The 15,157-nt window shown below is 73.9% G+C and carries 12 protein-coding genes and 2 pseudogenes; 8 read left to right on the top strand and 6 right to left on the bottom strand.

What is annotated here, in order from left to right; translation table 11 throughout:
• Positions 1–129: 129 nt before the first annotated feature.
• From OG242_RS26725 to OG242_RS26705, 5 genes are all read right to left on the bottom strand, one after another.
• Complete coding sequence (locus tag OG242_RS26725; RefSeq protein ID WP_405900559.1) at positions 130–2,331, bottom strand: B12-binding domain-containing radical SAM protein; 2,202 nt, start codon at positions 2,329–2,331, stop codon at positions 130–132.
• The gene (locus OG242_RS26720; RefSeq protein ID WP_405900558.1) at positions 2,328–3,695 is read right to left on the bottom strand and encodes an MFS transporter; all 1,368 of its coding nucleotides are present in this window, start codon (positions 3,693–3,695) and stop codon (positions 2,328–2,330) included. The genes OG242_RS26725 and OG242_RS26720 overlap by 4 nt, the downstream gene beginning before the upstream one ends.
• 27 nt (positions 3,696–3,722) lie before the next feature.
• Positions 3,723–4,316: a flavoprotein gene (locus tag OG242_RS26715; protein WP_405900557.1), complete on the bottom strand. Its 594-nt coding sequence runs from the start codon at positions 4,314–4,316 to the stop codon at positions 3,723–3,725.
• On the bottom strand, positions 4,316–5,683 hold the full coding sequence (locus OG242_RS26710; protein ID WP_405900556.1) for a radical SAM protein: 1,368 nt from the start codon (positions 5,681–5,683) through the stop codon (positions 4,316–4,318). The genes OG242_RS26715 and OG242_RS26710 overlap by 1 nt, the downstream gene beginning before the upstream one ends.
• 94 nt (positions 5,684–5,777) lie before the next feature.
• The gene (locus tag OG242_RS26705) at positions 5,778–5,975 is read right to left on the bottom strand and encodes an aroma-sacti cluster domain-containing protein (protein WP_018100617.1); all 198 of its coding nucleotides are present in this window, start codon (positions 5,973–5,975) and stop codon (positions 5,778–5,780) included.
• A 206-nt stretch (positions 5,976–6,181) separates the two neighbouring features.
• Here OG242_RS26705 and OG242_RS26700 point away from each other — a divergent pair.
• The 6 genes and pseudogenes from OG242_RS26700 to OG242_RS26675 all read left to right on the top strand — a co-directional run.
• Positions 6,182–6,340, top strand: a pseudogene (locus OG242_RS26700) (helix-turn-helix transcriptional regulator); the annotation flags it as partial.
• A gap of 6 nt (positions 6,341–6,346) precedes the next feature.
• Positions 6,347–6,721, top strand: coding sequence for an aroma-sacti cluster domain-containing protein (locus OG242_RS26695; RefSeq protein WP_405901736.1), 375 nt, complete (start codon positions 6,347–6,349; stop codon positions 6,719–6,721).
• 35 nt (positions 6,722–6,756) lie between these two features.
• The gene (locus OG242_RS26690) at positions 6,757–9,831 is read left to right on the top strand and encodes an AAA family ATPase (protein ID WP_405900555.1); all 3,075 of its coding nucleotides are present in this window, start codon (positions 6,757–6,759) and stop codon (positions 9,829–9,831) included.
• Between the two features lie 44 nt (positions 9,832–9,875).
• On the top strand, positions 9,876–10,703 hold the full coding sequence (locus OG242_RS26685; RefSeq protein ID WP_405900554.1) for a S8 family serine peptidase: 828 nt from the start codon (positions 9,876–9,878) through the stop codon (positions 10,701–10,703).
• Between the two features lie 13 nt (positions 10,704–10,716).
• Positions 10,717–11,241, top strand: coding sequence for a GAF domain-containing protein (locus OG242_RS26680; protein WP_405901735.1), 525 nt, complete (start codon positions 10,717–10,719; stop codon positions 11,239–11,241).
• Positions 11,234–12,223, top strand: a complete 990-nt coding sequence (locus OG242_RS26675) for a hypothetical protein (protein ID WP_405900553.1) — start codon at positions 11,234–11,236, stop codon at positions 12,221–12,223. The genes OG242_RS26680 and OG242_RS26675 overlap by 8 nt, the downstream gene beginning before the upstream one ends.
• Here OG242_RS26675 and OG242_RS26670 read toward each other — a convergent pair.
• Positions 12,183–13,121, bottom strand: coding sequence for a LysR family transcriptional regulator (locus OG242_RS26670; RefSeq protein ID WP_405900552.1), 939 nt, complete (start codon positions 13,119–13,121; stop codon positions 12,183–12,185). The two genes, OG242_RS26675 and OG242_RS26670, sit on opposite strands and share 41 nt — an antisense overlap.
• Positions 13,122–13,272: 151 nt before the next feature.
• Here OG242_RS26670 and OG242_RS26665 point away from each other — a divergent pair, with 151 nt between their 5' ends.
• Positions 13,273–14,826, top strand: a complete 1,554-nt coding sequence (locus tag OG242_RS26665) for a 3-hydroxyacyl-CoA dehydrogenase (protein WP_405900551.1) — start codon at positions 13,273–13,275, stop codon at positions 14,824–14,826.
• A 29-nt stretch (positions 14,827–14,855) separates the two neighbouring features.
• Positions 14,856–15,080 (top strand): annotated as a pseudogene (locus OG242_RS26660) (VOC family protein); the annotation flags it as partial.
• Between the last annotated feature and the right edge of the window lie 77 nt (positions 15,081–15,157).

Below are 15,157 nucleotides of genomic sequence, written 5' to 3'. Positions count from 1 at the left end.
GTGGGGCGTCGGTGGACAGGGGTCCGGCACGACCCTCGCACCCGGCGACCGAGCCGGTCCAATACCCAGTTTCCCTGGGATCGAGACGCCCGGCGTCTCAATCGGCCGGCCCGGCCACCGCGGACGGCCTCAGGCGCGGGCCTGCGTCGAGAGCATCAGGCGCAGGGCGCGGGTGAGGGCGTTGTCCGCGGTGAAGTCCACGCCTGCGGGCACCTCCACGAGGTCGCCGTGGGCGAGTACGAGGACCCCGCAGGAGCCGGGGCGGGCGGTGCCGGTCCCGTCAAGCCATTCCCCGTAGCCGCCGGATGTGGTGTCCAGGTGCTCCCGGCTGCGACGGCTGACCTGCGCCATCAGGTCGTCGACACCGGTCAGCCCCTCGATGGAGGCGAACGGGATGGTCACCACCGGCTCCTCGACCAGGCGGACGCGGGGTTCTTCGTCGCGCCCGGGGCCCTCGGGGGCCTCGGGCATCAGTCCCCGGCCGAAGCGGGCGTGGTAGAGCAGGGTGTGCGCGGCGTCGATGCCGCCGACGAAGGGGCGGTCGAAGCTGGTCCTGCGGAAGCCGGCGCTGTGTTCGCGCGGGACGCGGGGGTCCTCGGACTCCGGCCAGTGCACCTCACCGGACGCGCGGTCGCGCCAGGGCACATAGCGCCGGATGTCGTCGGAGGCGGAGGTCGGCAGGAGGTCGACGCCGAACCGGCCGGGGTCCTTGGCGACGATGGAGCCGGGGGTCAGCGCGAACAGGCCGATGCCCGCGGTCGTCCACAGCTTCTCGTGGTCCTGGAGGAACTCGTACGTCGCGAGCGCCTCGTCCCGGGTCTCGGTGGGGAAGCCGGTGAAGCCCATCATCTGCGCGGCGATGCCGTTGCGCGCCAGCTCGGCCAGGACGTCCGGGACGGCGTCGATCTTCACCCCCTTGTCGATGAGGTCGAGGACCCGCTGGCTGCCCGACTCGTAGCCGAAGGAGACCGCGACGCAGCCGGAGGCCGCGAGGAGTTCACCGACGGCGCGCTCGGGAAACGTCCGCTCCAGCCGCAGTTCGGCGGACCACCGCAGGTCCAGGGAGGATTCGGCGAGGGCGGCGGCGAGGGTGCGCAGATAGCGCGGGGACATGGCGTCCACCGCGAAGTAGAGGGTCCTGCCGTAACGGCTCACCTCCCGCAGGTCCTCAAGGACGGCGGCGACGGGGCGTTCGCGCGAGGGCGAGGTCGGCCGGTCGGTGTTGAGGCCGTAGTCGCAGAAGGTGCACTTGTTCCAGTAGCACCCCCGGGTCGGGCTGTAGAGGATCACCGGTTCGGGCGCCCAGTACCGGTCCCAGTCCCACACGTCGTACGCCGGGGAGTCGAGCGTGTCCACGCTGCTGTACGCGATGACGGGGTCCGGCCGTTTCCTGGTCATCACGCCGCCGATGCCCTCGAAGGCGTCACCGCCCCGGACCGCGCCGTTCCCGACCGCGTCGAGGATGCCGATGAGGGCGCTCTCGCCCTCGCCCGGAACGATCAGGTCGGCGTCCTGGAAGACCCGCCACGCGGCCGCCGGGTCCGAGGCGTACTTGACCACGTCGCCGACCTCGGTGCCGCCGAAGACGATCACCGTGTCGGGCAGTACGCTCCGGATCAGGCGGGCCATCCTGAGGGCGACGGGCAGCTGACTGGTGTAGTTGACGGAGAGTCCCACCACCGCCCAGGGGCGTTCGCGCAGCTTCGGGACGAACTCGTCGGCGAAGTAGCCCTCGAAGGGTCGGGCCACGGCCGCCGGGACCCCGGGGTCGGACAGGTCCGCCGTGCTGCACAGGTTGACGGCGGACTTCACCCGCATCGAGAAGCCGTCCGCCGCGCCGGGCGGCATCTCGAGGGCGATGAGCTCCCACCACCGGCTCGTCACCGCGACCGCCTGGGCGTAGGTCGGGGGGTGGTAGAAGAGCTCGGGGTCCTGGAACACGCGGATCGCGTCGCGCGCCGATGTCGCGGTCAGGCCCTCGGCGGCCAGGGCCTGCCGGTAGCGGATCTCGTCGTGGCGGCGGGGGGCGGCGGACCTGGCCTCGATCTCGGCGCGCAGGGTGCGGGCGGCCGCGAGCGTGGCGCCGAAGCGTAAGGGGTCGGCGAGGTGGGTGAAGGCGTCGAGATTGGCGTCCACGCAGGCGTACTCGGTGTGGCCGGCCGCCCTGGCGGCGCCCACGAGGTACGGGATCGAGTGGTAGGCGGTCGTCGGGTCGGTCACCGGCGGATTGACCAGCAGGTACGCGGTGTTGCCGGTGCCCCGGCCCGGCCGCGGGCCGTGGTCCGGTCCGCCCTCGAACCGCGGCATGCCCAACGGGACGAACACGCTCATCGCTGCGACTCCTGACTGTCGTCCTGCCCTGGATGTGTGGAGCGGGCGGCCGGCACGCCGGGTGCGGGCCCGGCGGCCGTGGCCGCGGCGGGTACGGGCGCCGGCGGGGCGTATTCGGTGTCGGCGCGGTGGTCGCGGAACACCCGCTGGGTGAGTGCGCCCAGCACGGTGAGGGCGATGGCCCCGCCCGCCACCGGGAAGAAGGGGGCCGCGCCAAGGTGGCGGACTCCGAAGCCGGCCACCGCGACGGAGATCGGGAAGGTGCCCATGACGGCCAGCATGACCAGGCTCATGACCCGGCCGATGAGCGCGGACGGCGCCCAGACCTGGAGCATCGTCACCACGACGATGTTCTGCCAGCCGCTGGCCAGGGCGTAGACGCACACGCACACCGCGGCACCGGTCAGGCCCCCGGCGTACGGGACGGCGCCCAGGGCGATGCCCATGACGACCGCGAGCGTGGCGAACAGATAGGCGGGCGACTCCACCGGACGGCTGCGGGCGGCGACCAGGGAGCCGGCCAGACCGCCCAGGCTCAGGCAGGTGAGCAGGATTCCGTAGCCGGTGGCGCCCATGCCCTGATGGGCCAGTTCGGGCAGCGCCACCTCGATCGTGCCGTTGAAGCCCAGGTTGCAGACGAGGGCCACCACCAGCACGATGTGCAGCAGCCTTCCGTGGCGCAGCAGTTCACGGAAGGACGTCTTGCGGACCGGGGTCTCGTCGGTGGCGACGGGCCCGTCTTGTTCCGGCGCGTCCGCGCCGGTGCGTATTCGGGCGAGGACCAGCGCCGACACGAGGAAGGACGCGGCGTCGACCGTGAGCGCCGGACCCGCGTCGAAGGCGGCCACCAGGGCGCCGCCCGCGGTGGGTCCGAGGAGTCCGCCCACCTGGTTGACCATGGTCGACAGGGCGTTGCCCCGGCCGAGGTCCTCCTTGCGCAGCAGGGCGGGCAGGAGGGTGTACGAGGCGGGGATGAACATGCCGGAGCAGGCGCCCAACACGACGGCTATGGGGGCGAGCTGACCCAGTGTCGGTGTTCCGGCCGAGGCGAGCACCGCGAGGGTGCCGACGGCCGCGGCGCGCACCAGGTCGGCTATGAGCATGACCCGCCGGCCGCCGATCCGGTCGGCCACCACCCCGCCCAGCGGAATGGTGACGACGCGGGGGATGCCGTAGCAGGCCAGGACCGTGCCGAGCAGGACCGGGCCGCCGTCGCCGGAGAGGATCAGCCAGGGCAGCGCGACGGCGTAGCAGTAGTCGCCGACCGTGGAGGAGAGCTGCCCGGCGAGCAGCAGCCGGAAGCCGCGCACCGACATGGGTCCGCCCGCCAGTGCCGTACGGAGCCGGTGTCCGGCTGCTGCCACGTCTCCCCCTTGTGCTGGATGGTGTGCTCAGCCCCCGAGCGGGCCGACCGGCATGTCAAGGAACTCGCCGATCACCGCCGTCACGGTGGCGGGCGGCGGCAGCCCGAGGTTCTTGCGTACGTCGCCCGCGGCGATCTGCCATCCGGCGGCGGGCACCGGGTCCACGACGGCATGCCCGTCCGCGCGCAGTCGGTCCACGTTGCGGCGGACGGCGGGGCGCTCCCACATTAGGCTGTTCATGCTCGGAAAGAACACCACCGGGCGTTCATGGGCGAGCAGTGCGGAGCTGAGGAGTCCGGAGGCGAGTCCGTTGGCGGCCTGGCCGAGCATGTTGGCGGTGGCGGGCAGGACGACGAAGCGGTCCGCCCAGACGGCGGGGGCGACATGACCGGTCGTCAGTTCGTCCTCGCCGTCGCAGTACACGTCCCGGCACAGCAGCCGCATGGTCGCGGCCGGAATGAGCGCGGCGGCGGAGCGGGTCATGGCCATACGGATCTCGACGCCGGTTCCCAGGCCGGTGCGCAGAGCCATGAGGTACTGCGGAACGGCCAGTACGTTGCCGGAGCCGCACACTCCGATGAGCAGCCGGCGCGGGGCGTCCGGGCCGGTCCGCGCCGTCATCAACGGGCTCCGGCGGGCTCACCGGCCACATCGCGCAGGCCGCACTGGGCGGCGATGAGATCGAGCCTGTCCTGGACGTTGTACTTGTAGCCGGGGCAGGGCGGATGGCCTTCCTGCCATGCCTTGGGGCAGGAGCCGCCGCAGGTGGGCATGAAGACGCAGCTCTTGCACCAGGTGGCGCCCTCGGCGATCTGGTCGTTCCAGCCGTCGAAGGGGCCCAGCGGCCGGACCGGTTCGGTACCCGCCCGGTCGATGTGCGTCAGCGCGAGGGTGCGCTCGGCCTCGGGGACGAGGGGGTACTCGCTGCACGAGAAGATGTTGCCGGTGCTGCTGATGATCTCGGACGAGCGGGTCGTGGCGGGGCAGAGGACCTTCCGCGCGGTGGTCGGCAGCAGCTGGGTGTGCAGCCCGTGCTCGGAGAGCAGCCTGAGCCACCCCGTCTCGCGTTCGGCGAACTCGTACTTGGACACCTCGATCGCCGTTACGTCGTTTCCCCACGAGTGGACCGGAGCGATCGAGAAGGACACGCGTGGGTGGCTGAAGCCCAGCTCCGCCATCAGCTCGACATAGCGGGGGACGGAGTCCTGGTTGTGCACATCGACATTCGTCCGGAACGAGAAATGGGTGGGGCCGAGATCCGGTTCGTCGAGTACGGAACGCACGGCGCGCACGATGTTCCAGAAAGATCCTCGTCCGCTTTTCAGCGGCCGGTGTTCATTGTGTATATCCGGCGGTCCGTCGATCGTGATCTCGAAATGGGTGACCCCGCAGGAGCGGATGAGCGTGTTGATTTTCGCGGGGGTGAGGAGGGAGCCGTTGGTGACGATCACCGAGGAGTAGGCGACCCCGTGCTCGGCGGCGGCGGCGACGAAGCGGGGGGCGAGGTCGCGGATGACCGCGTAGCCCATCATCGGCTCGGCCCCGAACCAGTCGATGCGGGCGCTGCGGGTCTCCGGGGCGGTCACGGCGCGCAGCACGCGGTCGCGCACCCGGCTGCGGTGGTCGCGGGAGAGGCCGCCCCGGGTGTGCTCCTGGCCGCAGTAGGCGCAGCCCATGTTGCAGTAGGAGGTCGGCAGCAGGGCGATGTGCACCGCCGAACGGTCCGCGGACGCCTGCCGGTTGCGGTCGAGCACGGCGGACAGCTCGTCCTCGCCGGCCGGCACGAGCAGCCGCGCCGCGCGCAGGGCGCCGGTCCAGGCCGGGGAGATCGCCGCGGCGTCACCGGCCTCCAGTGCCCGCGCGGTGGGGAGGTCCACCGCCACGGTGCTCGCGGTGCGGGTGCCGTAGGCGAGCCGTACCGGGACGCCGCCGGTGTCGGCGTACGCGCGGTCGCTGAGCACCAGGTATCTGCTGACTTGGTCCATCATCACGCTCCCACTGGGTGTCCGGGCACACGGCGGTCCGGTGCGTCCTCGCGGGCGGGTCCGGCGGCCGCGACCGCCGGACCCGCCGGGGCTGGAATCAGCAGAGGACGTTGACCTGGTTGTCGTTCACCTGGCCCTCGACCGCGGCCGACACCGCGTTGAGCCGGGCCTGGATCGAGCCAAGGACCGCGACCTCGTCCGGGCTGAGGCCGTTGAAGATCTCGCGCTCGGAGTCCGACAGCAGGTCGACCGGGGTGCCGGCGCTGCGCAGCGCGTCGAGGGGTGCTTGCGACATGGGTCACTCCTTCATGGAGACGGTCACGGGCTGGTGCAACGGCAAGGCTGCTCCGGCGCCCCCCGGCTTCATATCCCCCGATCGACTATGAATCCGGTGGGCCTGTGATCCCGCTCAAGGCGTTCTTGTCCGGAACATGCCCCGCAGCTACTCTGACCCCCGGGAGTGAGGTATTTCCCCTGCCGGCCCGTGCTTCGCTCACCACAATGGGGGTAAAGGGTTTGACCAGGCGTGAGATTCTCATCGCTTCGCTCGTGGCCGCCGGCTCCTCGAACCGGGATATCGCCGAAGCTCTCTGCATCAGCCCTCACACGGTGGCGGCCCACTTATGCAACATGCTCCGAAGAACGGGCGCGTCGAACCGTACGGAAATGATTGCGCGGCTGTACGCCCAGGGCGTTCTGGTCCAGGGGATATGGCCGCCGCTGCCCGCCGACGAGCGCAAGCGGCAGGAGGCTCCCGAGACCATCGGCGCCCTCGCGGCAGCGGTCGCGGAGTGCTCCATCGGACCGGCGGGCGTCACGCTCGACTGGCCGCACTACGGGAACGAGGTACCGGTAGCCATGACCTTCGACGCCCTGCACGCACTACGTGAGGCCGGCCACCCGGTGGACCTGCTGGCGGTCGAGCAGCGCTCGGTCCTCTCGGGGCTCAGCGAGCACGAGGTCCGGGTGCTGAACTCCGTCAAGGAGCGGCTGGAAGCGGTGTCCGGTGAGGTGGAGGGACAGGACATCAAGCTCCTGTGAACGGCGGCGCGCGGTGCGGCGGTTGCCGTGCCACGGTGCCGGACGGAGCACGGTTCTGCCCCGAGTGCGGCACACCGGTGGTCGCGGGGGCGCCGTCATCGGACAGCCGCAGAATCGTCACGGCGGTCTTCATCGACCTCGTCGGCTCGACCGTGCTGGCCGAGACCCTCGACCCCGAGGCGCTGCGGCGCACGATGGACCGGTACTACCGGGCCTGCACCACGGCGGTCGCCGAACACGGCGGCGTGGTCGAGAAGTTCATCGGCGACGCCGTGATGGCCGTCTTCGGGGCGTTCGTCACCCACGAGGACGACGCGCTGCACGCGGTCCGGGCGGCGTGCGCCGTACGCGAGTCCGTGGCGGCCATCGCGACCGGTCCCGGGGTGCGGCTGGACATCCACTGCGGGATCGCCTCGGGAGAGGCCGTGGTGGCGGGGGCGCTCGGCGGCGCGGCCAGGGTGGTCGGGGATGTCGTGCACACCGCCGCCCGCCTCCAGTCGCACGCCGAGCCGCACGAGATCCTGATCGGTGAGGAGACGGCCGGGCTGGTGGGCGGCCGGGTCCGCATGGAGGCCGTCGCCCCGCTGCGGGTGAAGGGCAAGCGCGAACCGGTCGCCGCCCGGCGGGTGTTGTCCGTCCTCGACGCGGCGAGCCGCGAGGACCTGGTGCCGCTCGTCGGGCGCGAAGGCGAACTGCGCGTCCTATGGGCCGAGTTCGCGGAGACCCGGGACGAGCGCCGCAGCCGCCCGGTCACGGTCGCCGGTCCCCCGGGCATCGGGAAGTCGCGCCTGGTACGGGAGTTCCTGGACCGCGTCGGGGAGGACGCCGTCGTCCTGCGGGCCGGCTGCCAGGCGTTCGGTGCCGGGCTCGCCCACCGCCCGCTGGCCGAGGCGGTCTGGTCGCTGCCCGGCGGCTGGGAACAGGCGCAACGGGCACTGGAGACGCTGCGCCCGGGCGCGGACCGCGCCGTCACCGCCCTCGCCGTCGCCCTGGGCATCCGCACCGGGAGCGGGCTGCCGGTGAGCGTCGACGAGATCGGGTGGGCGTTCCGGCGGCTCCTGGAGGCCCTGGGCCGCGACGCCCCGGTGGTCCTGGTCCTGGAGGACTTCCAGTGGGCGCAGCCGACCCTCTCCGGCATGGTCGCCGATCTCGCCGAAGGCGCCCGGGACACCCCCCTGCTGATCATCCGCGTGGCGCGCGCCGAGACGGGTGCCGCGGTGCCGGCCGGGGACCTCGCCCTGCGCCTCGACGCGCTGCCGCCCGCGCAGACCGAGCGGCTGGTGGAACTGCTCGCGGACCGGGCGGAAGTGGCCGCGCAGGAGGCGGTCACCACCGACGACCTGGCCCGGGTGGTGCGGGAGTGCGACGGCAATCCGCTCTTCGCCGAACTGCTCCTGGAGAACCTGGCCGGCCACCGGGCCGTGGACCAGGGCGTTCCCACGTCGATCCGGGTCCTGCTGACGGCCTGGCTGGACCGGCTGCCGGCCACCGACCGGGCCGTGCTGGAGCGCGCGGCGGGGGTGGGCGGGTCGTTCACCGCCGCGGACGTGCGCGCGCTCGCCGAGGACGAGCCGGCACTGGCGGACGGGGTCCTCGACGACGCCCTGGGCCGGCTGCTGCGCTCCCGGGTGGTCCACCCGTACGGCCCGCCCGGCACCTACCGGTTCACCCGCGCGCTGGCCCGGGACACCCTGTACGAGATGACCTCCAAGGCCCGGCGCGCCACCTGGCACACCGTGCTCGCGGACCGGCTCGAAGGCGGGGCGCCGGGCCCCGCCGCGGAGGGGGACCTCGCCCACCACCTGGAGTCCGCGTGCCGGCTGCGGTCCGAGGCCGATCCGGGCGACCCCGGGCTGCCCGCGCTGACCGGGCGCGCGGCCCGCGCCCTGGTGGCCACGGGGTACGGGGCGCTGCACCGCCGCGACCTGCCCGCCGCCGTCTCGCTGATGGAACGCGGGCGCGCCCTCACCCCGGACGGCGACCCCCAGCACCGGGTGCTCGCCGCCCGCATCACCGACGCGTATGCCGCGCTGGGCCGTTGGGACAGCGCGCGGCGGGCCGTGGCGGAGGCGGAGCGCCGGAACGGGGACGACGCCCCGACCCGGGACACCTGCGCCATCCTGCGGCAGCTGATCGCCCTGCGCTCGGGGGGACCGGAGCCCGCCGGCGCCGCGTACGCGCCCGGCGGCGGGCCCGCCGTGCCCGGGCCGGCGGACGACCTGAGCTGGTGCAGGCTGCACCAGCTGTCCTCGCTGCGGAGCTTCGCGGAGGGCCGGGTCGGCGCGGCGGAGGGCTCCATGCGCGACGCGCTCTCCCGGGCGCGCGGGCTCGGCGACACCTACGAGGGCAACCGCATCCTCGCGTCGATCTGTGAGCTGACGCAGTGGTCACCGACCCCGCTCACCCAGGCCATCGCGCTCTGCGAGGAACTGGTCCGGCGGTTCGACGGCGACCGGAGCCTGCTCGTGCCGGTGCTCCTGGCCCGGGCCCGGCATCTAGCCCTCTCGGACCGGGTGGACGCGGCCCGCGAGGACATCGCGCTGGTCCGTGTCCACTGCGACGACCTGGCGCTGGCCCTCGGCACGCTCGCCGCCGGCCAGACGGCGGGGTTCGTCGAGTCCCTGGCCGGGGCGCACCTGACGGCCGCCGGCCATTACGGGGCGGCGGCGGACGGGCTCGCCGCCCTGGGGCAGACGCGGACCGCGGCCACCTTGCGCCTGTACGCGGCCCGGGAGCGGTTCTGCGCCGGGGACGGCCCCGGTCCGGACGCGGCCGAGCTGGCCGACCCGCCCGCGGACCGGCCGGAGGAGACCCGTACCCGGGCCGTCCGGCTGGCGCTGCGGGCGCGGGTGCGGGCGCGGGCCGGGGCGTACGGGGACGCGGTCGGGGACGCCGGGCGGGCCGTCGCCGCCCTGGACGGCACCGACGACCCGTGCCTCATCGGTGACGTCTGGTTCGAGGCGGCCAGAGTGCTGGACGCCGCCGGTGAACCGGAGCGGGCCCGGCACGCCGCCGGGCGGGCGCTGGACGCCCTGACGGCGAAGGAGGCGGTGCTCCCCGCCCGGACGGTACGGGCCTGGAGCACGGCGGGACCGGAGGAGGACCGATGAGCGATCCACCCTGGAGACGGCCCTCGCGGCCCTACACTCCGGGCGTGCCGGCCTGGGGCGCGACGAGGGCGCAGGCTCATGAGGGGTTCGCGTCGATCCCCATGGACTCGGTCTCGCCGGAGTGGGCGTGGGGCGGGGCCGACGGTTCCGGGGTCCGGGTGTGCGTCGTGGACAGCGGGGTCGAGGGCGGCCATCCGATGGCCGGCCCGGTCGACCTCGCCGTGACGGCCGTCCCGGACGAGGACGGCGAGGTGGAGATGGTGCCGTGCGAGCCCACCGACCGTGCCGGACACGGCACCGCCTGCGCCGGGGTGATCCGGTCCGTCGCACCGGGGGTCTCGGTCTCGTCCGCCCAGGTGCTGACCGACGGCAAGACGGGCAGCGGCCCTGCCCTGATCGCCGGGCTCTCCTGGGCCATCGAGCAGAACTTCGACGTCATCAACCTGAGCCTGGCGACGACCCGGCCCGCCCTGACCGCGCAGCTCCACGAGCTCGCGGACCGGGCCTACTTCCGCCGGTGCGCGCTCGTCGTCTCGGCGCACAACCGGCCGGTGCCCAGCTATCCCTGGTCGTTCTCCTCGGTGATCTCCGTCGCGAGCCACGACGAGGACGACCCGATGACGTACTACTACAACCCCGCGCCGCCCGTGGAGTTCCACGCGCGCGGTGTACGCGTGCCCGTGGCGTGGCCCGGTGGCGGGACCATCCGCTCGACCGGCAACAGCTTCGCCGCGCCGCACATCTCGGGCCTGTGCGCGCTGATCCTCGGCAAGCACCCCTGGCTCACGCCGTTCCAGCTGAAGACGGTGCTGTTCCTCTGCGCCGGGAACACCACCGGTCGACTTGGAGGTGCGCATGACGAAACCTGTTGACGCCGCGACGCCCGTGGAGCGCCGCCTGCTGCAGTCCATCGTGGAAGTCGCGCGCCATGTCTTCGGCGCGGCGGCCTCCTCGGTCTTCCTGATCGACCCGGCGACCGGTGACCTCGTCTTCGAGGCCGTGGCCGGTGAGGGCGACGGGCAGCTCGTCGGTACGCGGTTCCCGGCGGGGACCGGCATCGCGGGCTGGGTCGCCGCGTCCGGTCAGTCGATGCTCGTCGACGACCTGCGCGAGTCGCGGCACTTCTCGGGCGAGGCCGCCGCCTCCACCGGGTACGTGCCCGACAGCATCATGGCCGCGCCGCTGTTCGGCGACGACGAGTGCGTCGGCGTCCTGGAGGTGCTGGACCGGGGCGCCGACGGCGTGCGGGAGATGGCGGACGTCGAACTCCTCGGGTTGCTGGCCGACCAGGCCGCCATCGGCCTCGAACTGCTCACCCGGCTGCGCGCCGCCGATCCCGGCAACCGTTCCGACAAGGCCCTGCGGCTCCTGGAGATGGCGGAGTCGCTGCTGGCACCGACCCATGGCTGAGCGGTGCGTCCTGCTGCTCACCAGGCGGGGCGACGGGGAGGCGACCGAGGCGTCGGAGCTGCTGCGCCGGATCGGGGTGCCCGTGCACCGGCTCGACGCGGACCGCCTGGCTGAGGTCCGGGCGGTGCACGGGCCGGACGGTGTACTGGCCCTGGACGGGCACCGGTTCGCCCCGACGGTGACCTGGCTGCGGCACTTCTCGCTGCGCGCCGCGCTCCCGGCCGGCCCGGCCGGCGGGCGGATGGTGTACCGGGACGCGTGGACCGCGCTGGCCCGGCAGCTGGCCGCCGCCTCCCCGGCCGCCATCGGCGCCGCCGATCCGGGGCAGCTGGTGCAGCGGGACCTGGCCCGGGCGCTCGGGGTGCGCGTACCGCGCGGACTGGTCACCACCGACCCGGCGGACGCGGCAGGGCTCCTCCCGGCCGAGCGGTACGTGCTCAAGGTCCTCGACCGGCATTACGTGGAGCCGGAGCCGGGCCGGCTCGACTGGCACCTGCCGCGGGTCGTCGACCGGGTCCGGCTCGCCGGACTGCCCGGCCTGCCGCGCGGCACACCGGTGATGCTCCAGGAGTACGTGGAGCACGACACCGAGTACCGGGTCTACCTCGCCGGGGACGAGCTGCACGCCTTCGAGGTGGCCAAGGAGCGTCCCGAGGACATCTGGACGCGCCCGGACGAGGTGGTGGTCCGTCAGGTCCGGCCCCCGGCCGCCGTGGCCTCGGCCGCACGTGCCATCGCCCGGGAGACCGGTGCCGTCTACGGGGCGTTCGACTTCCTGCGGGGGCGGGACCGGGGCGAGCCGGTCTTCCTGGAGATGAACGCCCACGGCGACTGGCACTGGTTCGAGCGGAAGGCCGGCGTCGACGTGGTGACCCGGGCCGTGGTGCGGACCGTGCGGGACCTGCACCGGTCCGCCGTCGGTGACGCGCGCCCGGCGGCGGTCAGTCTGCTCGCCTTCCTCGGCGCGGGCCGGGACGGGTGACGGGGCCGGACGGCGTGGGCAGCGCCCGCTCCGCGACGGCGAGCACGGCGTGCAGGGCGGCCGAGGGGTTGTCCGTCCGCCAGGCGAGCGCCGCCTGCCGTCTGATCGGCGGCCCGGCGAGCGGGCGGTAGACGAGGCCGCCGAGCTGGATGTGCTGGACGGAGGTGACGGTCAGCGTGACCCCGACGCCCGCCGCGACCAGCGCCAGAATGGTGTACGAGTCCGGCGCCTCCTGCACCACGCGCGGGTTGAACCCGGCCGCCTCGCACGCCGCGGTCATCGCGTCGCGCACGGTGGAGCCGGTGTTGGCGGGGAACGCGACGAACGGCTCCCCGGCCAGCGCGTCGAGCGGGATCTCCGGACGGGCGGCGAGCGGATGGTCGACGGGCAGCGCGCAGACCAGCACCTCCTCGTCGATCACCCGGCAGCTCACGCCCGGCTGCGTCACCGGCAGCCGGACGAACCCGAGGTCGAGCGAGCCGTCCGCGACCCGGGCGAGCGCCACGTTGGCGTAGGTCTGGCCGGTCATGACCAGCTCGATTCCCGGGTGGGCGGCCCGCACCGCCCGGGTGAGCAGCGGCAGGGTCTCGTGGCTGGAGGCGCCCGCGAAGCCGATGCGGACCCGCCCGTACGCGCCCTGTCCGGCCGCGCGCGCGGCCCGTACCGCCGTGTCCAGGTCGTCCAGCACGGTCCGCACCGGCTGGAGGAAGGACTCCCCCGCGCTGGTGAGCCGCACCGAGCGGGTGTTGCGTTCGAAGAGCTGGACGCCGAGTTCCTTCTCCAGGCGGCGGATCTGCTGGCTCAGCGGCGGCTGCGCCATCTGGAGCCGCTTGGCGGCGCGGCCGAAGTGCAGTTCCTCCGCCACGGCGAGGAACGCGGAGAGGTGGCGCAGCTCCATGCCGTCCCCTCCCCCGGGTCCGCCCGCATGATTGATTCGTCCGGCGTCCGGGTCTGAGCCTAATTCGGTATTGGACGGCGATCAATGGCCGCTGGAAGCGTCGGCGGTGCGGGCACCCGGCCCGCGCCCCATCGAGAGGACCGTGACCCGCATGCGTATCAGGATCGTCGGCGCCGGAGCCATGGGCCGCGGCATCGCCCAGTGGGCGGCCGCGGCCGGACACACCGTCGAGCTGTGCGACGTACGGGCCGAGGCGGTGGCGGACGCGGTCTCGTTTGTACGGTCCATGCTGGAGCGGGCCGTGGCGAAGGGGCGGATGCCGGCGGCGGACGCGCAGGCGGCGGTGGAGCGGCTGGTTCCGCTGGACGACCCGTGGGCGGCGGGCCCGGACGTGGATCTGGTGATCGAGGCGGTGCGCGAGGACCTGGCGACGAAGGCCGAGGTGTTCGGCCGCCTGGAGCGGGCGCTGCCCGCCTCCGCCGTGTTCGCCACCAACACCTCCTCGCTGTCGGTGACCCGGATCGCCGCCGCGCTGAAGGACCCGACACGCCTGGCGGGGCTGCACTTCTTCAACCCGGTGCCGCTGATGCGGATCGTGGAGGTGGTGCCCGGCGCGGCGACCCGGCCGGAGATCCCGCCGCTGCTGACCTCGCTCGTGGAGGGCTGCGGTCACCGCGCGGTGACGGTCGCGGACACGCCGGGCTTCCTGGTCAACCACGCCGGGCGCGGCCTGGTGACGGAGGCGCTCGCGCTGCTTGAGGAGGGCGTCGCCGAGCCCGCGGACATCGACCGGATCGCACGGGACGTACTGGGGCTGCGGATGGGCCCGTTCGAGCTGATGGACCTCACCGGGCTCGATGTGACCGCCGCCGTCATCGACTCCATCTGGGAGGGCTTCCGCTACGAGGACCGGCTCCGCCCCTCCTTCCTCACCCCGAACCGGGTGGCGGCCGGGCTGCACGGCCGCAAGACCGGACGCGGCTGGTACGCGTACGGCCCCGAGGCCACCGGACCCGCGCCGGAGCAGGCGGTCACCGGGGACGCGGACCGCCCGGTGCACGTCTTCGCGCCGGACCCCGCGCGGGAGGCCGACGCGACCGCGCTCCGCGAGGCGCTGGCCGCGGCGGGCGCCGCCGTGGAGAACGGGGAGCGGCCGTCGGGCGAGGCGGTGGTCCTGGTCCCGGTGTGGGGCACGGCCGTCGCCTCGGCGGTCGCCGCGCACGGGCTGCCCGCCGGGCGCACCTTCGGCGTGGACCCGCTGCGGGCGGCCGGGCGCCGACGCGTGCTCGCGGTGACCCCGGCGGCGGACGGGGCGGCGGGGCGCGACGCCCGCGCGGTGCTGGCGCGGGCGGCGGACGGCGAGGAGCCGTTCGCGGTGTCGGTGGTCCGGGACACGGCGGGCTCGGTCGCTCAGCGGCTGCTCGCCTCCATCGTGTCGGTCGCCGCGTCCATCGCGGAGCGCGCGCTCGCCGCCCCGGCCGACATCGACGTGGCCGTCACGACGGGGCTCGGCTACCCGGTGGGCCCGCTGGCCTGGGGCGACCGGATCGGCGCGGCCCGCATGCTGGAGCTGCACCGGGCGCTGCACGCGACGACCGGCGACCCGCGTCACCGCCCGACGCGCTGGGTCACGGAACGCGCGGCACTGGGGCTGGCGCTGACGGACCCGGGGACGTCGCCGGCGGACGTGCTCGGGGCGCGGTGACCGATTCGTACAAGACGGCGGGCGGGGCCCGCTCCCTCGACCCCGGCTTCACCCCGCCGTCCGGCGAGGACCGGCTCGGGCTGGCCTTCCTGTGCGACAGCCCGGCCGAGGTCGACGCGGTGTACGGGGAGCTGACCGGCGCCGGCCACCGGGGCCACCTGAAGCCGTGGGACGCGGACTGGGGCCAGCGGTACGCCGTCGTGCTCGACCCGGACGGCTGCGCGGTCTCGCTGTTCGCGCCCTCCGACGCCTAGGAACGGCCTGGGAACGGCCGAAGTACGCGGTCAGGGTGGTGCCGGCCAGGTCGCGCATGTCCCGTGCCAGATGGGCC

The sequence above is a fragment of the Streptomyces sp. NBC_00727 genome (genome assembly GCF_045161745.1).
In the GTDB taxonomy this organism is placed as follows: domain Bacteria; phylum Actinomycetota; class Actinomycetes; order Streptomycetales; family Streptomycetaceae; genus Streptomyces.
This window is presented reverse-complemented; position numbering and strand designations above follow the sequence as displayed.